At 67.9% G+C, this 24,605-nt stretch carries 26 protein-coding genes; 13 read left to right on the top strand and 13 right to left on the bottom strand.

The genetic code is table 11. The features are described 5' to 3' along the window. Positions 1-37: 37 nt before the first annotated feature. Positions 38-1,726, bottom strand: coding sequence for a sensor histidine kinase (locus tag ACFFN1_RS05350; protein WP_376839323.1), 1,689 nt, complete (start codon positions 1,724-1,726; stop codon positions 38-40). Between ACFFN1_RS05350 and ACFFN1_RS05355 the strand changes: the two genes are divergently transcribed. After that, the gene (locus ACFFN1_RS05355) at positions 1,725-2,507 is read left to right on the top strand and encodes a DUF4352 domain-containing protein (RefSeq protein WP_376839326.1); all 783 of its coding nucleotides are present in this window, start codon (positions 1,725-1,727) and stop codon (positions 2,505-2,507) included. The genes ACFFN1_RS05350 and ACFFN1_RS05355 overlap by 2 nt on opposite strands. A gap of 72 nt (positions 2,508-2,579) precedes the next feature. Here the strand turns inward: ACFFN1_RS05355 and ACFFN1_RS05360 are convergent, their stop codons facing one another. The 3 genes from ACFFN1_RS05360 to ACFFN1_RS05370 are packed head-to-tail and all read right to left on the bottom strand — an operon-like array spanning position 2,580 to position 3,961. Next, positions 2,580-2,774 (bottom strand): hypothetical protein, encoded by a 195-nt coding sequence (locus tag ACFFN1_RS05360; RefSeq protein WP_376839329.1) that lies wholly within the window; start codon positions 2,772-2,774, stop codon positions 2,580-2,582. 40 nt (positions 2,775-2,814) lie between these two features. Beyond that, positions 2,815-3,612 (bottom strand): potassium transporter TrkG, encoded by a 798-nt coding sequence (locus ACFFN1_RS05365; protein ID WP_376839332.1) that lies wholly within the window; start codon positions 3,610-3,612, stop codon positions 2,815-2,817. Then, positions 3,518-3,961, bottom strand: coding sequence for a potassium transporter TrkG (locus tag ACFFN1_RS05370; protein WP_376839334.1), 444 nt, complete (start codon positions 3,959-3,961; stop codon positions 3,518-3,520). The genes ACFFN1_RS05365 and ACFFN1_RS05370 overlap by 95 nt, the downstream gene beginning before the upstream one ends. Before the next feature lie 151 nt (positions 3,962-4,112). Here ACFFN1_RS05370 and ACFFN1_RS05375 point away from each other — a divergent pair, with 151 nt between their 5' ends. Beyond that, positions 4,113-5,582: an APC family permease gene (locus ACFFN1_RS05375; RefSeq protein WP_376839336.1), complete on the top strand. Its 1,470-nt coding sequence runs from the start codon at positions 4,113-4,115 to the stop codon at positions 5,580-5,582. 19 nt (positions 5,583-5,601) lie between these two features. Here ACFFN1_RS05375 and ACFFN1_RS05380 read toward each other — a convergent pair whose 3' ends face one another. Beyond that, a complete protein-coding gene (locus ACFFN1_RS05380) occupies positions 5,602-7,083 on the bottom strand; it encodes an amidase (protein WP_376839338.1) in 1,482 nt (493 codons plus the stop codon). Between the two features lie 89 nt (positions 7,084-7,172). Between ACFFN1_RS05380 and ACFFN1_RS05385 the strand changes: the two genes are divergently transcribed. The 3 genes from ACFFN1_RS05385 to ACFFN1_RS05395 all read left to right on the top strand — a co-directional run bounded on the left by ACFFN1_RS05385 (position 7,173) and on the right by ACFFN1_RS05395 (position 10,612). Beyond that, positions 7,173-7,931, top strand: coding sequence for an HAD domain-containing protein (locus ACFFN1_RS05385; protein ID WP_376839340.1), 759 nt, complete (start codon positions 7,173-7,175; stop codon positions 7,929-7,931). A 1-nt stretch (position 7,932) separates the two neighbouring features. Further along, positions 7,933-8,841, top strand: coding sequence for a glutamate racemase (locus ACFFN1_RS05390; RefSeq protein ID WP_376839342.1), 909 nt, complete (start codon positions 7,933-7,935; stop codon positions 8,839-8,841). A gap of 214 nt (positions 8,842-9,055) precedes the next feature. Next, positions 9,056-10,612, top strand: coding sequence for an L-lactate MFS transporter (locus ACFFN1_RS05395; RefSeq protein WP_376839343.1), 1,557 nt, complete (start codon positions 9,056-9,058; stop codon positions 10,610-10,612). Here ACFFN1_RS05395 and ACFFN1_RS05400 read toward each other — a convergent pair whose 3' ends face one another. Next, the gene (locus ACFFN1_RS05400; protein WP_376839345.1) at positions 10,613-11,167 is read right to left on the bottom strand and encodes a flavodoxin domain-containing protein; all 555 of its coding nucleotides are present in this window, start codon (positions 11,165-11,167) and stop codon (positions 10,613-10,615) included. It abuts the gene before it with no gap. 131 nt (positions 11,168-11,298) lie between these two features. Between ACFFN1_RS05400 and ACFFN1_RS05405 the strand changes: the two genes are divergently transcribed. The 3 genes from ACFFN1_RS05405 (at position 11,299) to nadC (ending at position 14,140) form a co-directional block, all read left to right on the top strand. Then, positions 11,299-12,207, top strand: a complete 909-nt coding sequence (locus ACFFN1_RS05405; RefSeq protein ID WP_376839347.1) for an NUDIX hydrolase — start codon at positions 11,299-11,301, stop codon at positions 12,205-12,207. 98 nt (positions 12,208-12,305) lie between these two features. Next, the gene (gene nadA / locus ACFFN1_RS05410) at positions 12,306-13,283 is read left to right on the top strand and encodes a quinolinate synthase NadA (protein WP_376839348.1); all 978 of its coding nucleotides are present in this window, start codon (positions 12,306-12,308) and stop codon (positions 13,281-13,283) included. Further along, entirely contained in the window at positions 13,280-14,140 is an 861-nt protein-coding gene (gene nadC, locus ACFFN1_RS05415) for a carboxylating nicotinate-nucleotide diphosphorylase (protein ID WP_376839350.1), read from the top strand. The genes nadA and nadC overlap by 4 nt, the downstream gene beginning before the upstream one ends. A gap of 165 nt (positions 14,141-14,305) precedes the next feature. On the opposite strand, the gene ACFFN1_RS05420 is transcribed toward nadC, so the two are convergent. From ACFFN1_RS05420 to ACFFN1_RS05450, 7 genes are all read right to left on the bottom strand, one after another. Next, positions 14,306-14,710, bottom strand: coding sequence for a VOC family protein (locus ACFFN1_RS05420; protein WP_376839369.1), 405 nt, complete (start codon positions 14,708-14,710; stop codon positions 14,306-14,308). Continuing rightward, positions 14,710-15,570: a formate dehydrogenase accessory sulfurtransferase FdhD gene (gene fdhD / locus ACFFN1_RS05425; protein ID WP_376839352.1), complete on the bottom strand. Its 861-nt coding sequence runs from the start codon at positions 15,568-15,570 to the stop codon at positions 14,710-14,712. Before fdhD ends, ACFFN1_RS05420 begins: the two co-directional genes overlap by 1 nt. Beyond that, positions 15,570-16,679, bottom strand: coding sequence for a ThiF family adenylyltransferase (locus tag ACFFN1_RS05430; RefSeq protein ID WP_376839354.1), 1,110 nt, complete (start codon positions 16,677-16,679; stop codon positions 15,570-15,572). The genes fdhD and ACFFN1_RS05430 overlap by 1 nt, the downstream gene beginning before the upstream one ends. Then, complete coding sequence (locus tag ACFFN1_RS05435; protein ID WP_376839355.1) at positions 16,676-17,716, bottom strand: molybdenum cofactor biosynthesis protein MoaE; 1,041 nt, start codon at positions 17,714-17,716, stop codon at positions 16,676-16,678. The genes ACFFN1_RS05430 and ACFFN1_RS05435 overlap by 4 nt, the downstream gene beginning before the upstream one ends. Further along, positions 17,713-18,207 carry a cyclic pyranopterin monophosphate synthase MoaC gene (gene moaC, locus ACFFN1_RS05440; RefSeq protein ID WP_376839356.1) on the bottom strand — a complete coding sequence of 165 codons (495 nt, stop codon included), beginning with the start codon at positions 18,205-18,207 and terminating at the stop codon, positions 17,713-17,715. The genes ACFFN1_RS05435 and moaC overlap by 4 nt, the downstream gene beginning before the upstream one ends. Then, positions 18,200-19,489 carry a molybdopterin molybdotransferase MoeA gene (locus tag ACFFN1_RS05445; RefSeq protein WP_376839358.1) on the bottom strand — a complete coding sequence of 430 codons (1,290 nt, stop codon included), beginning with the start codon at positions 19,487-19,489 and terminating at the stop codon, positions 18,200-18,202. The genes moaC and ACFFN1_RS05445 overlap by 8 nt, the downstream gene beginning before the upstream one ends. Positions 19,490-19,569: 80 nt before the next feature. Beyond that, entirely contained in the window at positions 19,570-20,487 is a 918-nt protein-coding gene (locus ACFFN1_RS05450; RefSeq protein ID WP_376839371.1) for a BglII/BstYI family type II restriction endonuclease, read from the bottom strand. Between the two features lie 116 nt (positions 20,488-20,603). Between ACFFN1_RS05450 and ACFFN1_RS05455 the strand changes: the two genes are divergently transcribed. From ACFFN1_RS05455 to ACFFN1_RS05475, 5 genes are all read left to right on the top strand, one after another. Next, complete coding sequence (locus tag ACFFN1_RS05455) at positions 20,604-21,416, top strand: MT-A70 family methyltransferase (protein ID WP_376839372.1); 813 nt, start codon at positions 20,604-20,606, stop codon at positions 21,414-21,416. Positions 21,417-21,582: 166 nt separating this feature from the next. After that, complete coding sequence (gene moaA / locus ACFFN1_RS05460; RefSeq protein ID WP_376839360.1) at positions 21,583-22,719, top strand: GTP 3',8-cyclase MoaA; 1,137 nt, start codon at positions 21,583-21,585, stop codon at positions 22,717-22,719. Between the two features lie 2 nt (positions 22,720-22,721). Next, positions 22,722-23,036, top strand: a complete 315-nt coding sequence (locus ACFFN1_RS05465; RefSeq protein WP_376839362.1) for a MoaD/ThiS family protein — start codon at positions 22,722-22,724, stop codon at positions 23,034-23,036. Between the two features lie 83 nt (positions 23,037-23,119). After that, positions 23,120-24,352, top strand: a complete 1,233-nt coding sequence (locus ACFFN1_RS05470) for a molybdopterin molybdotransferase MoeA (protein WP_376839364.1) — start codon at positions 23,120-23,122, stop codon at positions 24,350-24,352. 123 nt (positions 24,353-24,475) lie between these two features. Continuing rightward, a partial coding sequence (locus ACFFN1_RS05475; RefSeq protein WP_376839373.1) for a transposase occupies positions 24,476-24,605 on the top strand: 130 nt, incomplete at its 3' end.

The following is a 24,605-nucleotide window of genomic DNA, read 5'->3' on the forward strand; positions in this document are numbered from 1 at the left end:
AGCAGCACGGGAGGTGCGAGGACTGGCTGGAGACAGGTCAGGGGCCCGAAGGGTCGGCCGGGGCGAGCGGAGGTGCCGGCCGGTTGAACGGCGGGAAGACGACATCGACGACGAACTCGCCGCCGTGCACCCCGAGCTGGGCGTGCCCGCCGAACGCGGCCGCACGCTCGCGGATCGTCTCCAGCCCCGCACCTGAACCGGTGTGCGAGAGATCCGAGGTGCCTGCCGCCTCGGCCGCGGGAACCGGATTCGACACCCGGATCCGCACCCCGGCAGCCGCCGAGGCGGTCACACTCAGCTCGACCGGCGCACCGGGCGCGTGCTTCATCGCGTTCGTCAGCGCCTCCTGCACGATCCGATAGGCGGCGCGGTCGACGGGAGTCGGGGCGCTGTCGAGGTCTTCGATGATGATCGTCTGCCGGATGACGGTGCCGGTCGCCTGCACGGAGGCGATGAGCTGAGGCAGGGACCGCATCGAGGCGAGGTTGGGCGGGGTCGATGCGTGGCGCCGGGCCTGCACGCCGGCTAGCGTCCCAGCCCACACCCCGCCGACGAGGTGGCGCAGCTCCTCAAGCGAGGCGTGCGCCTCCCGGCGCAGCGCTGAGGCGGTGGAGGTGACATCGGCTGCGGAGTCTGAGCCGACTTCCAATGCGCCGCTGTGCAGCGAGATGATCGCCAGCCGGTGGGAGAGCGTGTCGTGGAGTTCGCGAGCGAGCAGTTCGCGTTCGGACTGCCGGGCGAGTTCGGCTGTCAGTGCCGCGTTGAGCTCGACTTCATGGGAGGCGAAGGCCTCGACGGCCTGCATCCGGCGGGTGCGGCGCAGCAGCAGACCGAATCCCAGGCTGAGCCCGAACGCCACCACCGCAACGGCGATCGTCAGCCCGTTGACGGCAGTGGCAGACTCCGGGGGCGGCGCGGCGGTGGCGAGCCCGGTGGGCTGGATGCCGGGGTCGATGAACAGGATGGAGTACGGGTTGAGCTCGGTGCGGTTCAGGCACAGCCGGAGCGTGGAGATCGTCGTGAGCAGGCCGCCTGCGATGGCGGCGATGAGAGCCTGCCGACGGGGGCTGCGGATGAGCAGGTGGAACATGCCGATGAGCATGAGCAGGCAGTCACCCCAGCCGGCGGCGAGCATCGCACCGACGATGAACGGCGCCCACGACCACCGATGCCGGACGAAGACGGTTGCCCACAGCGGCACGAGGACGAGCACGGTCATCACGCCGAGGTTGCCGAGCTGCCCGCCATCGAAGGCCCAGGGCGCAGCGATGAGCGCCATCATCGAGATGATGAGGCCGATGAGGTAGGTGACGATGCCGACGACGATGCTCGTGGCGATGCGCAGCCAGCGCGGAAACCGGCTGCCCGGCAGCTGCCGGTCCGCCATCCGGGACGGAGGTGCTGGCGCGCCAGCAGGCGCCTCCGGACCGTGAGCTGGAGGCGCATACCGCGGGGCTGCTGGCCTGCGGCGCGGCGGCTGGGGTGGATGACCTGACACAACTGCATCGTATCCGCCGGCACAGACCTGCCAGTCGGCCAACCGGCTCATGCTGTGTCCACCTTTGAGCTCGCGCAGTCGAGCCGATCGGCGGACGCGCAGCACCCGGCGCTCGATGAGGCTGGAGAGGTCAGAATCATCACCCCGGCAGCTGGACTTCAGCTGCCGCCAGCGCCCGCAGCGCAGCCACTCGGCGGCACCGGGCTCGACTCGATCAAGGAGCGTCATGTCCAACCCCTACGACCCCGCACAGCCGCAGCCGGATTCCCAGCCGGGCACACAGCACCCTCAGTACGCGCAGACCGGACCGTATGGTCAGCAGGGCCCGTACGGGCAGGTCGATGGGCAGACCGCGCCCGTGGGCACTCAGCAGCAGTGGGGCGCGCAGCCGCCGGTGAAGCAGAAGAAGCCGCTGTTCAAGCGCTGGTGGTTCTGGCTCATCATCGGCATCGTCCTCATCGCGATCATCAGCTCGATCGCCGGCGGCGATGACACCTCCGGTGACGCCGGCGGGACAGCCGACGAGCAGGGCGCTGCGGAGGAAGCCGACACCTCGGCCGAGGAATCCGGAGCCGGTGAGGCCGACGCTGCCGACGAGGAGCCGGCGGCAGCGACGTACGGCATCGGCGACACCGTTGAAGCCGACGGCTGGGAGATCACCGTCGGCAGCGTCGAGGACGGCATCTCGACAGTCGGTGACGAGTTCCTCAACGCGCAGGCGCAGGGACAGTTCGTCACCGTGAAGATGTCGGTGAAGAACACCTCCAGCTCACCGGAGTACTTCTTCGAGGACAGCATCAAGCTCGCAGACGACGCCGGCAACACCTACTCCTCGGATTCCGAGGCCGGGCTCTACGCCGGGGAGGATTCGCTGCTGCTCGAGGAGATCAATCCGGGCAACACCGCCTCGGGCACGATCGTCTTCGACGTCCCCGCCGATGTGACGCCCGATCGGCTGATCTTCGAAGGCGGGTTCTTCTCCACCCCCGTCGAGGTCGCGCTGTCCTGAGCACTCGTTCGCCGAGTCCACCTGCGCTGAGCCCGCCGCCGAGGTCGCGGCGGGCTCAGCTGCACCGCAGGCTCAGACGTTTTCGTCCAGGGCGCTGAAGCGCTCGACGGCATCGGGGGCACCGGCGATGATGATCTCATCATCAGCCTCCAGCACGGTCCCACCGTCCGTGTTCGCCCACCCGGCACCGTGCTCGGCCATCGGGGTCGGGCCGCCGGTGAAGAACGTGCGGGCCTTCGAACGCCACGGGACGTGGGTGTCATTCATGGGCGGATCCTTTCAGGGGGCGGTCGGCAAGCGGGGAGGCTCAGCCGATGAGCGGGCGTTCCTTGGGCAGTTCGTGGTGCTCGCGGTGCTGTCGCAGCGCCAGCGCCGAGGCGAGCATGACCGGGCCGATCCGTCCGGTGGCCATGACGAAGATGAGCACCGTCTGCGCCCCGCCGGGCAGATCGGCGGTGATGCCGGTGGACAGCCCGACTGTCGCGAAGGCGGAGACGACTTCGAAGAGAACCTGGTCGAAGGCGAAGCTCGGCTCCATCAGCATGATCGCCAGCGTCGACGAGACGATGAGCGTCAGGGCGAGCACGATGACGGTGGTGGCCTGCCGGTGGACGAACCGGCAGACGCGCCTGCCGAACAGCGCCACAGTGCGACGGCCGGTGATCTCCGCCCAGGTCATCGCCGCCAGTACCTTCTGCCCGCCGGTCAGCTCGCCCATCGTCGCCGCGTTGCTCCACTCCTGCACGAGGATGAACGCGGTGCCGGCGAGCAGCAGCAGCGGTGTCAGGTACACGACGATGCGCGTCGTCATCGACCAGCGCATCGGCAGCCGGTAGCGGCGGACGAGCTCGGTCAGCACCGGGAAGCCCATCCCGCCGATGATGACGGCCGCGCAGATCGGCAGATTGATCCAGGGGTCGCTGGCGTCGGGCATGATCGAATCGGGCTGCAGGCCGAAGCCGGCGTTGTTGAAGGCGGAGACTGCGTGGAAGATCCCGGCGTAGACGCCCTCACCGGCGGTGTCGCTGTAGCGGGTAGCGAACCGGACGCTCAGAAGGCAGGCGACCACCGCCTCGGTCGTCAGGGAGAACGCCAGGATCCGCATCACGCAGTCCGCCGAAGTCCTCGCTCTTCGTCTCCGCCGCGACCGTCTGGCGCAGTTGCATGCCGGTGCGGCGGGCAACGCGCATCCCGAGCAGCATCGTGAAGACCATCACGCCGAGCCCGCCGATCTGGATGAGCGCGAGGATGACGAGCTGGCCGAAGAGCGTGAAGTCCCGGCCGGTGTCGAGCACGACGAGACCGGTGACGGAGAACGCCGAGGTGATGGTGAAGAGAGCGGAGAGCGCGTCGATGCCGCCCGGGGCCGTGGTGGCGGCAGGAAGCATGAGGAGGATGGTGCCGACGCCGATCACCACCGCGAATCCGATGATGATCCGTCCGGGAGGGGACATCAGGGTGCCGACCGGAATATGTCATGCGTTATGGTTTCTCTCAGCACAGCGTAATCCTAGTCACATCGACGTCGATGTGCGCAGCAGAACAGGGATTCTCTCAGCGGCTCATCAGCTGCCGTGCGGGAGAGACGAGCAGGAAGTTGGATTCATGAGTCACGAACACTCTGCACCCGAGGATCGGGGCCACGGATTCGTCAAGGTTCTCGGCTCCGTCGATGTCCTGTTCATCGGCTTCGGCGCCATGATCGGCTTCGGCTGGATCGTGCTGACCGGCGGCTGGCTCAATGATGCCGGCACGCTCGGTGCGCTGCTCGCCTTCGCCGCCGGCGGCATCATCATGGCCTTCGTCGGCGTCGTCTACTCCGAGCTCGTCGCTGCGATGCCGCATGCCGGCGGTGAGCACAACTACCTCATGCGCGGCATGGGCCCGCGGGTGGCAATGCTCGGCTCATGGGGCATCACCGGCGGCTACATCGGCGTCGTCATGTTCGAAGCCGTCGCCGTGCCGCGCACGATGACCTATCTCATCCCCAATATCGAGCATGTGAAGCTGTGGACGATCGCGGAGTTCGACGTGCACCTGACCTGGGCGCTCATCGGCTCGGTCACCGCGATCCTGCTGACCTGGCTCAACATCCGCGGCATCAAGATGACCTCGCTCGTGCAGACCTTCGTCGTGTCCTTCCTGCTGCTCGTCGCGGTCGTGCTCATCGCCGGTGCCTTCGTCGGCGGCGACACCGCCAACACCGAACCGCTGTTCAACGGCGGTGCCGCAGGATTCATGATCGTGCTGGCGGCGGTGCCGTTCCTCTTCGTCGGCTTCGATGTCATCCCGCAGTCCGCTGAGGAGATCCGCATCCCGCCGCGCAAGATCGCCCGGCTGGTGGTGTTCTCCGTGTTCATGGCCGTGGCCTTCTACCTCGTCGTCATCTTCACGACCTCGCTGGCGCTCCCGGCCGATGAGCTCGTGAATCTCGATCTCGCCACCGCCGATGCGATGGCCTCGATGTTCGGGGCGAAGATCTTCGGCCAGATCGTCATCGCCGGCGGCCTAGCCGGCATCATCACCTCGTGGATCGCCTTCCTCATCGGCTCCTCGCGTCTCATGTGGGCGATGGCCCGTTCGGGCATGATCCCGCAGTGGTTCGCCGTGCTGCATCCGAAGTACGGCACCCCGGTCAACGCGCTGCTGTTCATCGGCGTGCTCTCCGCCGTCGCGCCGTTCCTCGGCACCGCGATGCTCGGCTGGGCTGTCGACGCCGGCTCGCCGATGATCGTGCTGACCTATTGCATGGTCTCGATCACCTTCCTCATCCTGCGCCGCCGCGAGCCGAACATGGAGCGGCCGATGCGCATCGGCGGTGCGGGCAGCGGCGGCATCGTCATCGGCGTCATCTCCGTGGTGCTCACCGCCGTGCTGTTCATTCTCTACATCCCGAAGCTCACGCCGCTGTCGGTCACCCTCGAATGGCAGTCGTACCTCATGTTCGGGGTGTGGATGCTCGCAGGCATCGTGCTCATGCTGTTCGTGCCCAGCGGCGTCCACCCGGGCCCGGACGCCGAGGAGCGGCTGCTGGAGAAGATCCGCGCCCGCCGCGGCGACGACTACCTGCGGTGACCGCCGCCGAGGTGGTTGCTCAGTCCTGCATGGCCGGGGCCACCGGCGCCGGCAACCGGGACTCCAGGGCGGCAGCGACCCGGAAGACCGTCTCATCGTCATAGGCGCGCCCGACGATCTGCACGCTCGTCGGCACTCCGTGGGCGGAGCCGCCGTGGCTGCCATCGGCGACACCGGTGGGCATCGCCATCACCGGCAGCCGGTTGGCGATGTTGAAGGGCACCGTCATATGCCGCTGCCAGTAGAACTCGCACCCGTCGAGCCCGTCGAGGTGGTGGTCGTCAGCGGCGAGACTCGCCACCGCCGAGGTGGGGGTGAGCAGCACATCGACAGCATCCAGTGCCGTGGCCAGGGTCGTCTGGATGCGGTTCTCGAGCACGAGCGATTCGATGACCGGGATGCGCTGTGCCCACTGCTCGGTCAGCTGCAGGAAGAGCTGCGTGTACGGTTCGAGAAGGTCGATGCGGCCATCGCACATCCGGCGGATGTTGCCGGCGATGAAGTGTCCGTAATGGGACATCGACGCCGCCGTGATCTCCTCCAGGCTGAGTGCCACATCGGCCTCGACGACCTCGGCACCCGCGGCGGCGAGTGCCTCGGCGGCCCGCTGCAGGCCGGCCGCGACCTCCGGGTCGACGGCATAGCAGCCCAGGTCCGGGCTCACCCCCACCCGCAGGCCGGTGAGGTCACCGGAGAACACCTCGGGGTCGGCGAGATAGGGCTGCGGGGTCGGGGTCGTCGCATGATCGGCAGGGTGGATGCCGCAGCTGATGCCGGTGGCGAAGGCGGTGTCGGCGACGGTGCGGGCGAGGATGTGGTCGCCGCGGTACCAGTCCTGGTTGAGCGGCGGCACCGCTGGGGTGCGGCCGAAGGGCGTCTTGAAGCCGGGCAGTCCGCAGAAGGCCGCCGGGATCCGGGTCGAGCCGGCGATGTCGCTGGCGGTGGCCAGCGGCGCATACCCCAGCGCCACGGCGGCACCGGAGCCGCCGGAGGACCCGCCGGGGGTGCGCTTGAGGTTGAAGGGATTGCGCGAGGTGCCCCACTCCTCGGTCTGGGTGAAGGTCGCACATGAGGACTCAGGTGTGGTGGTGCGGGCGAAGGGGATCGCGCCGGCGGCCCGCAGGCGGGCGACGAACGGGTGGTCGGCGGCAGCGACCTGACCGGCGCGGGCGCGTGAGCCGCGGGTGGCCGAGCAGCCGGCGACATCGTGCTGCTCTTTGACGAGCAGCGGAATGCCGAGCAGCGGCGGCAGGTCCCCGGCGGAGGCGCCTGCAGAGGGGGCGCTGGTGCTGGAACGGCGGTATGCCTCGGTCGCGGCTGCCGCGGCCTGCCGGGCCGGCTCCTCCATGATGTCCATGACCGCGTTGTAGGTGGGGTCGAGGGCGTGGATGCGCGCGATGCACGCCTCCATATACGTCGTCGGGGTGAGGTCTCCGGTGCGGAAGACGGCCAGCACCTCGGTGAGGGTCAGGGTGTGGAGGCGAGCAGCGTCGATCGTCATGACTGCAGTCTGACACACTCGGCGCGGTGTGGGCAGGTGTGCAGCGATGTCTGCGGCGCCGACTACCCTAGTGGTGAGGAGGGAGTGCGGTGACTGAGACGCAGATGAGCAGGCCCGGTGCCTCAGCGCGCCGTGCCACCCGCCATGTCACCCTGTTCCTCGACGTCGACGGGGTGCTCAACTCCTTTCCCGTCACGGGTCTGCGGTTCCTCCGGGAGGGCCGCAAGAAGGTCCGCGCATGGCACTATGAGCTGCATTTCCGGCCGCGCGTGGTCCGCTTCCTCGACCGGCTCACCCGCCGTCGGCTCGTCGACATCGTCTGGCTTTCGACCTGGTCACAGCGCTGCCGCACGGAGATCGAACCGAAGCTCGGGTTCCGCTCGACCTTCGAGATCATCCCGATGCCTGACGCCTCCTACAATCGCTTCGCCAACGACCCGCACGAATGGTGGAAGGCCCGCGCCGTCGACGCCTGGTTCGCCGACAATGACGAGGGGCGGGCGATCTGGATCGACGACGACCTCACGCATCCGGCCACCCGCGAGTACTTCAGCAAGAAGTACGGCTCTCGGCTGCTCATGATCGCCCCGGAGTTCACCCACGGGCTCAACGAGAAGCACTTCGAGCTCATCCGCGACTTCACCTACCGGCGCGCGGTCCCGCAGAAGATCCGGCGCGCGCGCCTCGCCTCCCAGCAGGATGCCGCCGCTGGGGCCGGGGCCGCGCCCGAGGCGGTGGCCGCCCCGCCTGCCGGGAAGACGAGCACCGACTCGATCGCCGACTCCCGCGACAGCGTCGACAACGACTTCCCGGCCGGCATCGGCACGACCTACCACGGAAAGGCCTGATATGACGTCCAGCCCCGGCACCCCCGACCGCTCTGAGAACCCCGCCCGCGCTGAGAGCTCTGCCCATCCCGGCAGCCGCACGCGCCCGGTCATCGGCCTCATCGACTCGGGACTCGGGCTCGTGAGCTATGCCGATGCGCTGCACCACCAGTACCCGGAGGCGGACCTGGTGCTGGCGATGGATCCGGATTGGATGCCCTATGGCTCCCTCGATCCCGAGGTGGTGGCGGAGCGGGCGCTGAGCTCGGCCAATGCGCTCAGCCCGTGGGAGCCGGATGCGATCGTCGTGGCCTGCAACACCGCCTCGGTCCACGCACTCGAGCGGCTGCGCGAGGCCTATGAGCCGCGCACCCCGATCATCGGCACCGTCCCGGCGATCAAGACCGCGGCAGCCACCGGCGAGGAGTTCGCCGTCTGGGCGACCCGGGCGACGACCCGCTCGGCCTACCAGGAGAGCCTCATCACCGAGTTCGCCGGCGATGCCACCGTCCACCAGGTGCCCTGCTATGGGCTCGCCGATGCCATCGACGCCGCTGATGAGCAGCGCATCGACGAGACGATCGCCGCTGCAGTGGCCGCCACTCCCCCGGCCGTCTCGGGCATCGTGCTCGGGTGCACGCACTTCGGGCTGGTCGCCGACCGGATCCTGCAGCAGCGCCCGGGCACGAGCGCCCTGTTCGACTCCCCGCACGCGGTAGCCCGCCAGACCCTCGCCCGTCTCGGCCTGTCCCCGGTTCCGGAGGCCGCCCAGGCGCCCGGCACCTCGGGAACGGCAGGTACGGCCGGGGCCCGGCTGCGCCCCAGCGAGGGACGGGTGCTCGCAACCTATATGTCCGGTCGGCGCGCGGGCCTGCCCGATACGCTCGACGCTTACCCGGCCGGCGTGCGGCTGCGCGCCATCGAGAACTGAGGGTTGCGCGGCTGGTCAGGCTGCGCGGTTGGTCAGGCTGCGCGGCGGGTCAGCTGGCGCGGTTGCCGATTCGTAACCACAGGGATCATTGACCTGGTGAGCGATTTCCGAGAGTCTGGATAGGGTCCACTCAGCGCCTCAGCCGGCGTCTGTCACAGCGTTGTGAGATGGCGGCGCTTGCGCGCGTTCCGCCTGCTTTCGAAAGGTTCGTCTCATGGGAGTTCTCGACCGCGAAGCCATCGTCGCTCCTCCGCAGTTCAACCGGTGGCTCATCCCTGCCGCCGCGCTGGCGATCCACCTGTGCATCGGCCAGGTGTACGCGTTCTCCGTGTTCAAGGCTCCGCTCATGGACCATTTCGGGGTGCGCGAGGTGGCTGTCGGCTGGATCTTCTCGCTCAGCATCCTCATGCTCGGGCTCTCGGCGGCCTTCGGCGGCACCTGGGTGGAGAAGGCCGGGCCGCGCAAGTCGATGGTCGTCGCCGGCTCCTGCTGGGTTGCAGGCTTCTTCGTCGCCACGCTCGGCATCGCCACCGGGCAGCTGTGGCTCGTCTATGTGGGCTATGGCTTCATCGGCGGGATCGGGCTGGGCATCGGCTACATCTCCCCGGTCTCCACGCTCATCAAGTGGTTCCCCGACCGGCCGGGACTGGCGACCGGCCTGGCGATCATGGGTTTCGGCGGCGGTGCGCTCATCGCCAGTCCGGCGTCGAACTCGCTCATGGCAGCCTACGGCGGCGGGCCGGAGCCGGAGAACCTCGTCAACGGCATCATCCCGACCTTCATCACCCTGGCGGCCGTCTACGCCGTCGTCATCGCCGTGGGCGCCTACTGCATCCGGGTGCCGCACCCGGACTGGAAGCCCGAGAGCTGGGATCCTTCGCAGGTGAAGGCCAAGCCGCTGCAGACGACGAACAACGTCTCGGCCAACAACGCCATCAGGACCCCGCAGTTCTGGTTCCTGTGGATCGTGCTGTTCACCAACGTCACCGCCGGCATCGGCATCCTGGAGAACGCCGCGCCGATGATTCAGGACTACTTCCCGGAGATCACCGCCGCTGCCGCAGCCGGCTTCGTCGGCATGCTGTCGCTGACGAACATGGGCGGCCGATTCGTATGGTCGAGTCTGTCGGACTACATCGGCCGGAAGAACATCTACATCCTCTACCTAGGGCTCGGACTGCTGCTGTACCTCGCGGTGGCCGTCGTCGGCGGCGGTTCGCTGCTGCTGTTCCTGCTGGCCACGCTCGTCATCCTGTCGTTCTACGGCGGCGGCTTCGCCACCGTCCCGGCGTATCTGCGCGACCTGTTCGGCGTCTACCAGGTGGGTGCGATCCACGGCCGGCTGCTGACCGCGTGGGCGGCTGCCGGTGTCGCCGGCCCGCTCATCGTCAACCTCGTGGTTGAGTCGCAGGCCGCTGCCGGCAAGACCGGCGAGGACCTGTACAGCCTGTCGCTGTACATCATGGTCGGCGTGCTGGCCATGGGCTTCATCGCCAATGCGCTCGTCCGCCCGATCGACGCGAAGCACCACGAACCCGAGGAGACCGTCGCCGCAGCGCAGGTGGGCAGCGAAGATGCCACAGAACGTGCGGGTACAGCGGCTGAACCGGCTGAGGCAGGTGCTGGCGCTGGTGGTGCTGCGCCTGCTGCGGCGGCCGGTGCGAACGGCGGCCTCCACACTGTCGCCGCGCTGGCGCTGGCCGGTGTCGTCTGCGCTGGGTTGCTCTACGGGCTCGTGCAGACGGTTATCAAGGCCGCCGCACTGTTCTGATCAGGATTGTCTGATCTGTTCAGGCTTGGCCGGCTTCCACCCAGTCGATGAGCGGAATGAGCGCATTGGGGTCGGTCCAGTCGCCGTCTTCGTCACCGGCACCGGCGAGCGCGTCCTCCCACGGCTCGCGGTTGGCCGGATCCTTCTTCGCCACCGAGCGCAGCAGGTCCGGCACAGCGTCCGGTCGATGAACGACATGCGGCTGAGATCCCAGGTCCCGCGGGCATAGAACAGCGGCAGTTCGGCCAGCGGCCCGGTCAGATTGCGCTCGCGCAGAGCATCGCAGCCCTCATCGCTCGGCGGGGAGGCACCGACCGCGAGGGTCGCCGCGCGGGCATCCCGAGCATGCTCGAGGGCGGTGCGCAGGAAGCGCAGACCTGAGATTCCCGTGGCGTAGACGGCACCGCAGTGCACGATCGTGTCGCAGCCGCTGAGCGTGCGGGGATTCGCCTTCTTCACATCGGCCAGATCGAAGCCGACGGCCTCCGCCAGCCAGCCGGCGTAGCTTTCGGCGGCACCATATTTCGAGCGGTAGACGACGATCCCCTTGCTCACCGCACGTCCTCATTTCAGGCTGAAGCAGCAGCTGTCATCCTCATCAAAGGGTCGCCGGCCGTCCGCCCGTAGAATCACTGGTGAACGCCTGCCGAACCGGATCGGCCGCACCACGCAGAGGAGATGACACTGTGAGCGCAGGAGGGTCCTACCTCGTCAGCGGCAACCTCGTCGCCGTCATCACCGCCGTGCGCGACGGCGTCCCCTTCGTCCTCACCACCGGCGGCGGCACCACCCTGCCGGCCGGTCCGCTGCAGCGCAGCCACCGCTCGATGCAGGAGGGCATGCGCGCCTGGGTGCTGCGCCAGACCGGCTGCGAGCTCGGCTACATCGAACAGCTCTACACCTTCGCCGACCGCAACCGCGGCGCCGGCCCCGCGCTCGAAGTCTCCTATCTGGGTCTGACGACCATGCAGCCCGGAGCCGAGGCGTGGCTGAGCTGGTATGAGTTCTTCCCCTGGGAGGACCGCCGGGACGGCACTGTGGTCGTCGACGAGATCATCGCCCCGGCCCTGCAGGACTGGGTGGCATCAGCCGGTCATGATGCAGCCGCTCAGGAGCATCGGCGGTCCCGCTGCGAGGCGGCATTCGGGCTGGCCGGCAGGCCCTGGCATCCGGACATGACCTTAGCCCGCTATGAGCTGCTGTACGAAGCCGGCCTCATTCCCGAGGCAGAGTCCCCTGCAGAGGCCGCTTCGCTGGTGCCGGGCCGGTCCATGACGCCACATCATCGCCGGATCCTCGCCAGCGGGATCGCTCGGCTGCGTTCGAAGATCCAGTATCAGCCGGTGATCTTCGAACTCCTCCCGAAGACCTTCACCCTCACCGGGCTGCAGACCGCTGTCGAGGCGATCGCCGGCCAGGAGCTGCACACGCAGAACTTCCGCCGGCTCGTGGCCCAGCAGCAGCTCGTCGAGGACTCCGGTCAGGTCGCCTCCAGCACCGGCGGCAGGCCCGCCAAACTCGTCCGGTTCCGCCGCAGCGTCCTCGATGAGCGCGCCGCAGCCGGCACCAAGCTGCCGATCCCCCGCGTGAAGTAACCGTCAGCCCACCCACGCTGACCAGCCGGTTTGCTCCCTCACACCTTTATGCTCATACTGAGCATAATAAGTTCCGGCAGCCCGAGCGAAGGAGCCGCATGCCGACCGTGACGATTGACACCGATGCCCTGTACCAGCGCGTCGACTCCGTCATCCCCCGCATCGAGTGGGCGACGATGGAAGACGACATCGCCGCCATCTGGCGACTCAAGGAAGAGCGCAACGCCGTCATCCTCGCCCACAACTACCAGACCCCGGAGATCTTCCACGGGGTTGCCGACATCGTCGGCGACTCCCTGGCACTGGCCCGCGAGGCCGAGAGAGCCGATGCCGATGTCATCGTGCTCGCCGGTGTGCACTTCATGGCCGAGACCGCCAAGCTGCTGAATCCGGAGAAGACCGTCCTCGTCCCCGACCTGCGCGCCGGCTGCTCGCTGGCCGAATCGATCACCGCAGCCGACGTCCGGCAGCTCAAGGCGGACAATCCCGGCGTTCCCGTCGTCACCTACGTCAACACATCGGCGGCGGTGAAGGCAGAATCGGACATCTGCTGCACTTCGGGTAATGCGAAAGCAGTCATCGAGTCCCTCGGCACCGACCGGGTCATCATGATCCCGGACGAACACCTGGCGGCGAACATCGCCCGCGACTGCGGCGTCGAGGTCATCACGTGGCCGGGCCGCTGCGAGGTCCACGACCGGTTCACCGCCGCCGACATCGAACAGGTGCGCCGCGACCACGAGGGCGTACTCGTCATGGCCCACCCGGAGTGCCCGCCGGATGTCGTGGCCGCGAGCGACATGGCCGGTTCGACCGCGCAGATGCTCGCCCACGTCGCGCAGCAGCGGCCCAAGCGCGTCGCGCTCATCACCGAATGCTCGATGAGCGACAACATCGCCGCCGAGATCCGCGACGTCGAGATGATCCGCCCGTGCAACCTGTGCCCGCACATGAAGCGCAATTCGCTGGCCAACATCCGGGCCGCGCTCGAAGGCATGCAGCACGAGGTGAGGATCGACCCCGAGGTCGCCGACCGCGCCCGCACCGCCGTCGACCGGATGCTTGCGATCGCATGACCGGTGAGCTGGCCGCGCTGCCGAAGATCATGTTCGAAGGCCTCGTCCGTCAGGCGCTGTTGGAGGACTTCGGCCGCGCGGGTGACCTGACGACGACCGCGACGGTGCCTGCCGGGATGCAGGCGAGCGCTGTCCTTAACGCCCGCCAGCCCGGGACGGTCGCCGGTCTCGACCTCGCCGCTCTCGCCTTCACGCTGCTCGACCCCGCCGCCGAGGTGGTGGTCGCCAAAGGCGACGGCTGCCGGGTGGGTGCTGGTGAGGAGATCGCCACGATCACCGCCGATGCCCGCGCGCTGCTGAGCGGTGAACGAGTGGCGCTGAACTTCCTCGGACATCTGTCGGGAATCGCCACTGCCACGGCCACACTCGTCGATGCGGTCGCCGGGAAGTGTGCTGTCACCTGCACGCGGAAGACGACGCCGGGACTGCGGGCGGTTGAGAAGTATGCAGTGCGCTGCGGCGGCGGAATGAACCACCGCACCGGGCTCGACGATGCGATCCTCATCAAGGACAACCACATCGCGCTGGCCGGCGGCGTGACGGCCGCAGTCGAGCAGGTGCTCGCCCAGGTCGGACATCTCGTCGCCATCGAAGTTGAAGTCGACACGCTCGATCAGCTGCGCGAGCTACTGGAGGTCTCCGATGGTGTTGACGCGGTGCTGCTGGATAATATGGAGCCAGCTCAGCTGCGAGAAGCCGTGGAGCTCATCGACGGCCGCCTGACAGCAGAGGCCTCAGGGCGGATCACAGTCGAGACGGCACCGGCGATCGCTGAGACCGGCGTTGATCTCATCTCCGCCGGGTGGCTGACCCACTCGGCTGCGGTACTCGACATCGGGCTGGACATCCAGATCTAAGGTGCGGACTCGACATCCAGGTATGAGGTGCAGGCTCGACGTCCACGTGTGAGGCGCCGTCGACGTTGAGTGCCGAATCGACGCTCACGGATTTTGCAGTCAACGACTATGAATCGGCCGATTCATAGTCGTTGACTGCAAAGTTCAGAGTCCTGGATGCGGCAGTCAACGATCATGAGCTTGCAGCTCGACCTCGAAACCGTCGTCGTTGACGAGGTAGGCAGCGTTGGTGTGCTCGCCGCCGGCGTGCGGGTGCTTGTCAGCGGACATGAGCGTCCACCCGTGCTCGGCAGCTGATGTGGTGATCGCTTCGACAGCGGTCGGGGCGCCTGCGTGGAAGGCAAGGTGGTTGAGGCCCGGCCGCAGCCGGTCGTGGGAGAGCCCACGCATGGCTGGTGACTGTTCGATGACGATGTACACGTCTCGGCACTGCCAGCTCCGGCCGTATTCCCACTGCTGGTAGTCACGATATCCCAGCTGCGTGAGCAGCCATCCCCATTGCCGGGCGGCTCGTTCCACATCGGGAACCCAGAGCTCTCTGTGGTGGATGCCGCCGACGGGTGAGGACATCACGGCCGTCCCTCCTTCAGGCGCTGTTCGTGGGAGTAGGCGTTGAAGGTGGAACCGCGGTTGAAGCCGATGACGGTGACACCGAGTTCTCGCCCGAGGTCGACGGCGAGTGCTGACGGGGCCGAGACTGCCGAGAGCATCGGGATGCCGGCCATCGCGGCCTTCTGCACGAGTTCGAAGGAGGCCCGGCCCGAGACCTGCAGGACAGCCCGGTCAGCCGGCAGCAGCTTCTGCTCCAGTGCCCAGCCGAGGACCTTGTCGACGGCATTGTGCCGGCCGACGTCCTCTCGCAGAACCAGCAGGTCCGGTTCCCTGCCATCCTCCCCCGCCTCGGGAGCGGCGAACAGGGCTGCCGCATGCACCCCGCCGGTGGAATCGAACAGACCCTGGTGCGACCGCAGCAGCTCGGGCAGCGCGAGCACCGCGGATGGACTGATGAACCCGGGTTCCGGCGCGGCGACAGGGTAGGCGGATTCCTTGCGGACGGCTTCGATCGAGGCGGTGCCGCAGATGCCGCAGGCACTCGAGGTGTAGACCTGGCGGGCTCGGAAGGTCTTGCGGTCCCACACGCCGGGCTGCAGGCGGATGGCGGCGACGTTGTAGTTGCGGCTGCCATCGGGGTCGAGTCCGGAGGCGAAGTCGATCTCGACGATGTCAGCCATCGACGTGATGACGCCTTCGGTCAGCAGGAAGCCGGCGACGAGCTCGACGTCGTCGCCGGGGGTGCGCATGGTGACGGTGAACTGCTCACCGTCGAGGCGGACTTCCAGCGGCTCCTCACCGGCAAGTGCGTCGGCGCGGGCGCGCACCTCGCCGGAGGCGTCGAAGCGATGGACGCGGGAGCGGACGACCCGGCGCATCACAGCCCCTCGTCGAGGTGCTTGTACCAGGCGTCGATCCCGCCGGTGAGGTGCTTGACCTGGGCGCCGGACTGCAGGAGGACGCGGGCGGCGGCCTGGGAGCGGGCGCCGGACTTGCAGTACAGCACCACCTCGGCGTCAGAGGTCTTCGCCTCGTCGATGAGGTCAGCAACCGCCCCGCTGCCGGCGGGAGGATTCTCGGTGAACTCACCGACCGGGATGAGGCGGGCACCGGGGATGATCCCGGTCTCGGTCTCATAGGGTTCGCGCACATCGACGAGCACAAGCGGCCGTCCCTGCACTTCAAGGGCATCGACCTCCTCCTGCAGCTGGGTGCAGTTGAGCGCGGGCACGAGGTCGAAACCCACCTCGGCGGCGGTGGCCGGGCGGCGGACGGCCGGGTTGGCGCGCAGCGGCAGCCGCTCCCAGCCGGCGGTGCGCATATCGTAGATGAGCACAGTGCCGATGAGCGGCTGACCGAAGTCGAGGATGAGTTTGAGCGCTTCGCCGGCCTGGGCGACGCCGAGGATGCCGGGGACCACGCCGAGCACGCCGGCTTCTGCGCAGCTGGGGATCGCGCCGGGGGCCGGCTGGCTGGGCAGCAGGTCGCGGTAGATGGGCCCGCGGGAGGCGTGGAAGACGCTCAGCTGCCCGCCGGTCGTCAGCACTGACGCCCATACGTGCGGGATGTCGGCGACCGTGGCGGCATCGGAGACGAGGTAGCGGGTGTCGAAGTTGTCCGCCCCGTCGATGACGATGTCGTAACCGCTGATGATCTCGTACGCGTTGCCGGCGTCGAGGCGGATCGGGTGCATCTCGACGGTGACGTTGGGGTTGAGCGCATTGACGGTCGCGGCAGCCGAGACGGTCTTCTCGACGCCGACGTCGGCGGTGGTGTGCAGGATCTGCCGGTGCAGATTCGACAGCTCCACCTCATCGTCATCGACAATGCCGATCGTGCCGACACCGGCGGCAGCGAGATACAGGGCTGCCGGCGAGCCGAGCCCACCGGCGCCGATGATGAGCACGCGTGCCCGGCCGAGCGCATGCTGGCCTGCCACCCCGACGCCGGGGACGGTGATCTGCCGCGCATAGCGGGGGTGGCTCATGAGCCGATCCCCACCCAATCGTGGTCGCCGGTCGCGTAGTGCTGCTGCTTCCAGATCGGCACCTCGGCCTTGATCCGGTCGACGAGTGCCGCGCAGCAGGCGAACGCCTCACGCCGGTGGGCGGCGGCAACCGCGACTAAGAGCGCGTCCTCGCCGACGGCGAGGCTGCCGATCCGGTGGGCGGCCCAGATCCGCACCCCACCGGGGGCAGCCGCGAACTCCTCAGCGACGGCCGTACAGGTGGCGGCGAGGATCTCGCCGGCCTGCGGGTGGGCGGTGTAGTCGAGGCCGGTGACGTCGGCGCGGCCGGAGTCGTGGTTGCGGATGACCCCGCGGAAGCTCGCAACCGCACCCATCTGCGGGCTCAGCACCGCCGCGGCGGCGTCGACCGTGAGCGGGTCCTCGGTGATGCTCGTGTGGACGACCCCGGTCGCCGGTCCCGAGGCGGGGGCCGGCTGGGGTGGGTGGCGGTGGGAGTCGTCGTGGTCGCGGACGTCGGCCAGCTGTGCCTGCAGGTGGTGGAGGACGGAGTCGAGGACGGTGATGCCGTCGCGCACCCCGCCGGGTGAGCCGGGCAGATTGCAGATGAAGGTCTGCCCGCACAGCCCCGCCCTCCCGCGGCTCATCATCGCCTCGTCGAGCTTCTGCAGACCGTAGGCCCACAGCGCGTGCATGATCCCAGGGGCGGGCCGGTCGATGAACTCAGCCGTCGCCTCGGGGGTGGTGTCGTCGCTGTTGGTGCCGGTCCCGCCGGTCGTGAAGATGAACCGCGGGCGCTCGTCTGCCGGCAGGTCGACGAGCAGGCGGTGCAGTGCCGTGCGCACCGGGTTGCCGTCGGCGACGACGATCGGCGCGGGCACGCGGTAGCCGTGGCCGGTGAGCCACTCGGCCAGCAGCGGCCCGGTCGTATCAGCGGCGCGACCTTCGGCGGCGGCGGTCGAGACGACGATGACGGCAGCCCAGTCACCGGCCCCGAAGTCCGGCCTGCGCTTGACGCGACGGCCAGGCTGGAAAGCGAACGCATCAGCCCTGCTCATGCGCGACCTCTCTCCTCATCAGCTGCGCGGTGGTAGTCGCCGCTCTTGCCGCCGGTCTTGGCCACAACGCGGGTGGTGGTGATCTCGGCGGCCTTGTCGAGGGCCTTGATCATGTCGTAGACGGTCAGTGCCGCGACCGAGGCGGCGGTCAGCGCCTCCATCTCCACCCCGGTCACAGCAGTGGTCTTCACGCGGGTGCGGATGTGCACGCCGGCCGGCAGCCGGGCGAAGTCGACAGTGACCCCGCTGATGGGCAGCGGGTGGCACAGCGGCACGAGCTCCGGGGTCCTCTTCGCCGCCATGATCCCGGCGACCCGGGCGACGGCGAGCACATCGCCCTTCGGGGCGGTGCCGGCGAAGATCTGCTCGACGACCTCCCCGGTGGTGGCGACGACCGCCTCGGCGGTGGCGCTGCGGGCGGTCACCGGCTTAGCCGACACGTCGACCATATGGGCGGTGCCGTCGGCGCGGACATGGCTGAGCTCACTCACCGTGGGCCTCCTCAAGCGGCAGAATCTGGACGGTGGATCCGGCCGGGACGACCTCGTCACCAGCGGGGATGCGGATGAGGGCGGTGGCCTGGGCCGCACCGGCGAGCAGGTGGGAGCTGGTGCCGGAGAACGTCGTCGCGGTGGTGTTGCCGGTCTCGTCGGTGTGCCAGGTGCCGCGCCGGATCTGCTCGCGACGGGCCAGCGGTGTGACGTCTTCGGTCAGTGCGGCCGGCTGCCAGCGGTGGGCCGACGTGCACCGGTATGCTGCGGCGAGCGCTGGCCGCAGGAACATCTCGGCTGACACCCAGGTGCTCACGGGGTTGCCGGGGAAGCAGATGATGACCGCGCCCGAGGTGTGGGTTCCGAGCCCCTGCGGGCCGCCGGGCTGCATAGTCACCGATCCGAAGTCAGCGCAGCCTTCGAGTGCCTGGCGGATGACTTCGTAGCGGCCGGCGCTGATCCCGCCGGAGGTGATGATGAGATCAGGCGCGTGGGCGGCGACATCGGCTTCGAGGACGGCAGCGAAGTCGGCGACGGTGTCGGAGATGAGCCGGGAGGTAACGACGGCGACGCCGTTGCGGTCCAGCCAGGCGGCGAGCATCGTGAGGTTCGCGTCGTACAGGGCACCCGGCGGCAGCGGTTCGGTGCCCGGGGCTGTCACCTCATCACCGCCGGTGTAGATGACCGCCCGCGGCTGGGCGTGGACGCTCACGTCGGTCTGGCCGAGGGCGGCGATGGTGCCGAGGCCCGGAACGGTCAGGCGGGTGCCGGCGGCCAGCAGCAGATCCCCGGTGCGGGCATCGGAACCGGCGGGCCGCACGAATGTCCCAGCTGACACCTCGGGCATGGTGATCTGACCGGCCCTCACGGCGGCATCGAAGCTCGCCGCGTCGGTGTCTTCGATCGGGATGATCGCATCGGCCCCGGCGGGGACCGGCGCGCCGGTCATGATCGGGGCGGCGTGGCCTTCCGGCAGCGGGTCGGGCCAGTGGCCGGCCGGGATCATCGGAGCCAGCGGCAGGGTGGCAGGCGTGTCGGCTGCACAGACGGCGAAGCCGTCCATCTGGGAGTTGTCGAAACCGGGCAGATCGCGGTTGGCGGTGACATCAGCGGCGAGCACCCGGCCGGCGGCCGCCGCCAGCGGCAGGGTTTCGGTGCGCACGCGCTCCCCGCCGTCGGTGCGGGATGTGGCCTGGGCGGCCACCGCCTCGGCGACGGCACGGGTGTGGGCGGTGATCGAGCGTGCACCCGTCGCCGGCCAGCCGTCTGCAGTCGTGATCATGGACTCAAGCCTAGTGCCCGAAGCTCCACGCCCGGTGGGTGTGCGGGTGTGGGGTGGGAGACCACGTCAGGCAGAATGTTCTAGGATTTCGAGTCCTTCACTGGAGGAAGCGCGTCTTCCCAGTCTTTCTTCAACTGATCATAAACTGGTCTCGCATCGGCCCAGCGCTCGAACGAGTCATCATTGCGCCAATTACTACGAAAGCCCTCCGCCAGTTGTCGGAGTTCTTCAGACCTCTCTAGGAGCTCTCGATCGGCGATCCGCTCAGGCTCGATTCCAATTAGAATCAGAGGGCATTCTCCGCCTCCGCCGAGATTCACCTTGGGAATGAGCTTGTCCCAATGCGTCGTCGATGGACCAAACTTGTACCCATTATCCTTCGAGCGAATATTAGGGCCAATGAGCGCTTGCAGCCTAGGCCCGCGCGTCACGATCACTCCAACCGCAATGGCGCCTTCATAGTGCAGCGCCTGGAAGTTAATCAAATCCCGATCATAGAACGGATCCTTATTATTCCATTCCATCTCTACAGCAATGCCCGGTATCGGGTCGTCAGAAGACCCCTTACCAAACATGTCGATTTCATGACCGCGGGTGCGAGCGGTTCGAAGGTTCTTTCCGTCGAGGCTGACGGATTTCTCGATAGTAATATTCTGCTTACCCCACACTTGCTCACCCTCAGGTGACACCATGTCCTCTAACGACTTGTCGAAACGCGCAACAAACACAGTGCGGCCACCGCCCCCTGCTCGAAGCTCGTCTAAGGTTGGAGAAAACTCTTTGAGGGCCTTGACCAGGTCGGAAAACCGATCAGGAAAAGACTGCCTGAGAATTACGTCAGCATACCTCGTGGCTCCATACTGGTACCCAGTCGGCCAACCCTCCGTTGTGAGTTCACGAACCTCACCCGCAATGTTGACTGTGCCGCCCTCGGGTGCGTCAACCGGTTCAACAACATCGTGCGAATCGTCGGAAGCTTCTACCATGTAGCCGAGCATACAAGACACGTGCTCCACCTCACTCGCCACGCACGCTTAAAAAGATCCACTCAAAGATCCACTTGATGTATGATCGCTCTATGACAGTGCAGCCTCTACGCCCCGACTCGCCCATCATGCCTCTCCCGACGGTCGCGGGTGGGTTTCAAACGGTCTTGGCCGATCCCCCGTGGCGCTTCGCCAACCGTACAGGCAAAGTGGCTCCCGAGCACCGCCGACTCGACCGATACTCGACGATGAGCCTGCAGGACATTAAAGAACTGCCCGTCGACGATGTCACCGCGCCTAACGCACACTTGTACCTCTGGGTGCCGAACGCACTACTCCCGGACGGTCTCGACGTAATGAAGGCTTGGGGATTTCGGTATGTCTCGAATCTAGTCTGGGCAAAGCGTCGCAAAGACGGTGGTCCAGACGGCCGTGGGGTCGGGTTCTATTTTCGAAATACGACCGAGCTGATCTTGTTTGGTGTGAAAGGTTCAATGCGCACCCTTCCACCGGCCCGCCGCCAGGTTAACATCATTGAAACCCGCAAGCGTGAACATTCGCGGAAGCCAGATGAGCAGTACGCACTCATCGAAGACTGCAGCCCCGGTCCTCGACTTGAGATGTTTGCGCGACACCCCCATCCAGGTTGGACTGTTTGGGGCGACGAATCCGATCCTGAGACAACACCCCGCGGAATCGTTCATCGCGGTTATGCAGGAGGTTCCATCGAACTCAAACCACATGAGCGACTCACGTCCCGAACTCGGAAAGCACTCGGCCAGCAACTGCGGTCAGAGTACGAATTGGGTGCGAGCCTCAAAGATCTCGTAGACCAGCACGGACTGACTGAGTCCCGGGTTCGCGGTCTGCTACAAGAGGCCGGGACTGTACTCCGGAGGCGAGGTCGTGCGCGCACGGCGGCGCCTGAAGAAGCAATCTAGTTCATTCACAATGACCCGCTAACCATCGAACCGAGGTCGGAGTCCGACAGAGAGCCGGCCTTGCACCCCGGCCCGTCAAAGTGTTGTGGGTCGACGCGGGACCGTCACCATGTCACGGTCTGGTCGTTGCTAGCCGCGACACATGCGCCGTTGCTAGACTTGATGCATGTCTGTTGAGCTGGGACTTCCCACCGTCAGGCCCACTGCCGGCAGCGTCGCCGCATCGCTGGCACGCCGGGCCGCCGATGCCCCTGCGTCCGGGCCGCTGCTCGACCAGTTCGGCAGGGCCGGCACAGATCTGCGCGTGTCTCTGACAGACAAATGCAATCTGCGCTGCACCTACTGCATGCCTGCTGAGGGCATGGACTGGATGCCGCAGGACTCCCTGCTCACCGCCGCCGAGGTGGTGCGGCTCGTGCGCATCGCCGTGCGCGACCTCGGGGTCGAGAAGCTGCGGCTCACCGGCGGCGAACCGCTCATCCGCCCGGATCTGGAGGCGATCATCGCCGCGATCCGCACCGAGCATCCCGAGCTGCCGATCGCCATCACCACCAACGGGATCGGCTTAGCCGCCCGCGCCGGGCGGCTCGCTGCGGCCGGTCTGTCGCGGATCAACGTCTCCCTCGACACCATCGACGCGCAGACCTATGCGCAGCTGGCCCGCCGCGACCGGCTCACCCAGGTGCTCGCAGGCATCGACGCCGCGCAGGCGGCAGGGCTCGCACCGGTGAAGATCAACGCGGTGCTCATGCGCGGAGTCAATGACGACCAGGCCGCAGAGCTCCTCGACTTCGCACTCGCCCGCGGGCTTGAGCTGCGGTTCATCGAGCAGATGCCGCTCGACGGCGACCACGGCTGGACGCGGGCGAATATGGTCACCGCCGCCCAGATCCGCACGCAGCTGAGCGCCCGCTGGGATCTCGTCGCCGATGACGTCCCGCGCGGCGGCGCCCCGGCACAGCGGTGGCGGGTCTATCCGCACGGCACCACCGCCTCGGGCCCGGACGCGGCCGGTGAGCCGCTGGGCCGGGTGGGGATCATCGCCTCGGTGACCGAACCGTTCTGCGGCGACTGCACCCGCACCCGCATCACCGCCGAGGGCAAGATCCGCTCGTGCCTGTTCTCGCATGAGGAGTTCGACCTCTCGCTGCTGCTGCGCTCGGACGCCGATGACGCGGCCGTCGGGCAGGCGTGGCGGCAGGCGATGTGGCTCAAACCGCGCGCCCACGGGATGGGCCGGCCGGGCCTTGACAGCGATGACTATGTCCAGCCGGAGCGTTCGATGAGCGCGATCGGAGGGTGAGGATGGATGAGCAGCACGCCGCACCCGAGGCGGGGCCCGGGGCCGGCGGGGAGGTCACCGTCCGGTACTTCGCCGCCGCCCGCGCTGCCACCGGTGGGATCGCCGAGGAGCAGGTGCCGCTGGCTGAGCCGGTGACCGAGGCGCAGCTCTTCGCGCTGCTGGCAGACCGGCACCCGGATCCGCCGGCTGGGGAGCCTGCGCTTTCGACGGTGCTGGCGGAGAGTTCGAGCTTCGTCGATGGGTTCGTCGTGCTCGACGGCACCCTCATCAATCCTGGTCAGCGGGTCGATGTGCTGCCGCCGTTCGCTGGCGGGTGACGGGCAGCCGATGCGCCTGGCCGGTTCGCCTGCGCCCGGCCGGCTTCGCCTGCGCCTGGCCGCGGTCATGTGAGAATGAGGCCATGACGCACCCCGACTGGGCCGAGGCGATCGACATCGCCGCACGCGCCGGCGCTGCCACGCTGCAGCCGGCCACGTCGCTGCCGCTGGCCGACTGCCTGGGCCGGGTGCTCGCCCACACGCTGACAGCAGGCCGTGACATCCCGCATTTCGACTCCTCGGCGATGGATGGCTTCGCCGTGTCCGGCCCACCCCCCTGGCAGCTCGAGGCGGCCACCGCCTCGGGAGCGGATGTCCACGCCGCATCCGGCGCCCGTCCGCTGAAGGCAGGGTGGGCGCGGCCGATCCTCACCGGCGGCACGGTGCCGGCAGGCACCACGAGCATCGTGCGCAGCGAACACGCCGAGGTGGTGGGAGCCGGTGCGGCCGGGCAGGCCGTGCTGCAGCTGCGCGCTGATGCCCCGGAGTCCGATCTGTCGCCGGCGCGCAATATCCGGAAAGCCGGTCGGGAGACCCGCGCCGGTGAGGTGCTGCTGGAGGGCGGGCGTGTGCTCTCGCCGGCGGATCTGGCCTATGCGGCCGTTGCCGGGCTCGATGCGCTGCCGGTGCGCACGCGGCCGCGGGTCGCGCTGCTCATGACCGGCGATGAGGTCATCACCGCAGGTCAGCCCGGTCCCGGACAGGTGCGCGACACCTTCGGACCCGCACTTCCGGGGCTCGTCGCAGGTTTGGGCGGCACGGTCGTCGATGTGCGGCGGATCGGTGATGATGCGCAGGAGACCCGGGTCGCGCTCCGCGAGGCGCTGGCTGCCGCGGATGTCGTGCTCACCACCGGCGGGACAGGACATTCGGATGCCGATCATGTCAAGCGGGTGTCTGCACGATTGGCCTGTGAGCTGCTGTTCCCGGAGTTGGCGATGCGGCCAGGACATCCGACGACGTTCGCGCAGCTCGGCGGGCACCCGGGGGCCTGGCATGTCGGGCTGCCGGGCAATCCGCTGGCGGCGATGACAGCGCTGCGCGTCGTCGTCGAACCGCTGCTCGGCGGGATGCTCGGGATGCCGCTGCGGGCCGCACACGAGGTGGAGGTGGCCGTCGCGGTGCGGCCGGTGCGCATGAGCACGATCATGCCGGCGCGCCGGCGCGCCGACGGGCGCTGGGAGCCCTGCGATGCCCGCGGAGCCAATATGCTCCGCGGGCTCACCGAGGCCGATGGGTTCCTCACCGTCCCGAAGGCCGGGCTGTCAGCAGGTCAGCCGGCGCAGTTGCTCGACCTGCCGTGGCCGCAGCGGTGACGGTCAGCAGCGGTGACGCTGAGCTTCCGCTGCCCGCACCGCTGCAGCAGCCTCAGGCCTAGGGCGTGTCTGACAAATTTTACGGTTGGTTTCTGAAACTCTTGAGTCATGTCTCGATTTTAGCTGCTCACTGATGACCAATGGGCTGTCATCGCTGACTACCTGCCAGCACCAACAGGCAAGCGCGGACGCCCCTTCTCCGATCCCAGGCAGATGATCGAAGGCATCATCTACCGCTACCGCACCGGCATCG

This window comes from Brevibacterium otitidis, from assembly GCF_042429315.1.
Classification (GTDB): Bacteria; Actinomycetota; Actinomycetes; order Actinomycetales; family Brevibacteriaceae; genus Brevibacterium; species Brevibacterium otitidis.

Excerpts from the sequence above, each read along its gene's own strand:
- ACFFN1_RS05445 (WP_376839358.1), bottom strand. The coding sequence starts at position 19,489 with ATGATCACGACTGCAGACGGCTGGCCGGCGACGGGTGCACGCTCGATC.
- fdhD (WP_376839352.1), bottom strand. The coding sequence starts at position 15,570 with ATGCGCCGGGTCGTCCGCTCCCGCGTCCATCGCTTCGACGCCTCCGGC.
- ACFFN1_RS05390 (WP_376839342.1), top strand. The coding sequence starts at position 7,933 with ATGACGTCCAGCCCCGGCACCCCCGACCGCTCTGAGAACCCCGCCCGC.
- ACFFN1_RS05450 (WP_376839371.1), bottom strand. The coding sequence starts at position 20,487 with ATGCTCGGCTACATGGTAGAAGCTTCCGACGATTCGCACGATGTTGTT.
- ACFFN1_RS05370 (WP_376839334.1), bottom strand. The coding sequence starts at position 3,961 with ATGTCCCCTCCCGGACGGATCATCATCGGATTCGCGGTGGTGATCGGC.
- ACFFN1_RS05350 (WP_376839323.1), bottom strand. The coding sequence starts at position 1,726 with ATGACGCTCCTTGATCGAGTCGAGCCCGGTGCCGCCGAGTGGCTGCGC.
- ACFFN1_RS05360 (WP_376839329.1), bottom strand. The coding sequence starts at position 2,774 with ATGAATGACACCCACGTCCCGTGGCGTTCGAAGGCCCGCACGTTCTTC.
- ACFFN1_RS05365 (WP_376839332.1), bottom strand. The coding sequence starts at position 3,612 with ATGCGGATCCTGGCGTTCTCCCTGACGACCGAGGCGGTGGTCGCCTGC.
- moaA (WP_376839360.1), top strand. The coding sequence starts at position 21,583 with ATGTCTGTTGAGCTGGGACTTCCCACCGTCAGGCCCACTGCCGGCAGC.
- ACFFN1_RS05380 (WP_376839338.1), bottom strand. The coding sequence starts at position 7,083 with ATGACGATCGACGCTGCTCGCCTCCACACCCTGACCCTCACCGAGGTG.
- ACFFN1_RS05465 (WP_376839362.1), top strand. The coding sequence starts at position 22,722 with ATGGATGAGCAGCACGCCGCACCCGAGGCGGGGCCCGGGGCCGGCGGG.
- ACFFN1_RS05420 (WP_376839369.1), bottom strand. The coding sequence starts at position 14,710 with ATGTCCTCACCCGTCGGCGGCATCCACCACAGAGAGCTCTGGGTTCCC.
- ACFFN1_RS05395 (WP_376839343.1), top strand. The coding sequence starts at position 9,056 with ATGGGAGTTCTCGACCGCGAAGCCATCGTCGCTCCTCCGCAGTTCAAC.
- ACFFN1_RS05435 (WP_376839355.1), bottom strand. The coding sequence starts at position 17,716 with ATGAGCAGGGCTGATGCGTTCGCTTTCCAGCCTGGCCGTCGCGTCAAG.
- ACFFN1_RS05455 (WP_376839372.1), top strand. The coding sequence starts at position 20,604 with ATGCCTCTCCCGACGGTCGCGGGTGGGTTTCAAACGGTCTTGGCCGAT.
- nadC (WP_376839350.1), top strand. The coding sequence starts at position 13,280 with ATGACCGGTGAGCTGGCCGCGCTGCCGAAGATCATGTTCGAAGGCCTC.
- nadA (WP_376839348.1), top strand. The coding sequence starts at position 12,306 with ATGCCGACCGTGACGATTGACACCGATGCCCTGTACCAGCGCGTCGAC.
- ACFFN1_RS05355 (WP_376839326.1), top strand. The coding sequence starts at position 1,725 with ATGTCCAACCCCTACGACCCCGCACAGCCGCAGCCGGATTCCCAGCCG.
- ACFFN1_RS05470 (WP_376839364.1), top strand. The coding sequence starts at position 23,120 with ATGACGCACCCCGACTGGGCCGAGGCGATCGACATCGCCGCACGCGCC.
- ACFFN1_RS05430 (WP_376839354.1), bottom strand. The coding sequence starts at position 16,679 with ATGAGCCACCCCCGCTATGCGCGGCAGATCACCGTCCCCGGCGTCGGG.
- ACFFN1_RS05375 (WP_376839336.1), top strand. The coding sequence starts at position 4,113 with ATGAGTCACGAACACTCTGCACCCGAGGATCGGGGCCACGGATTCGTC.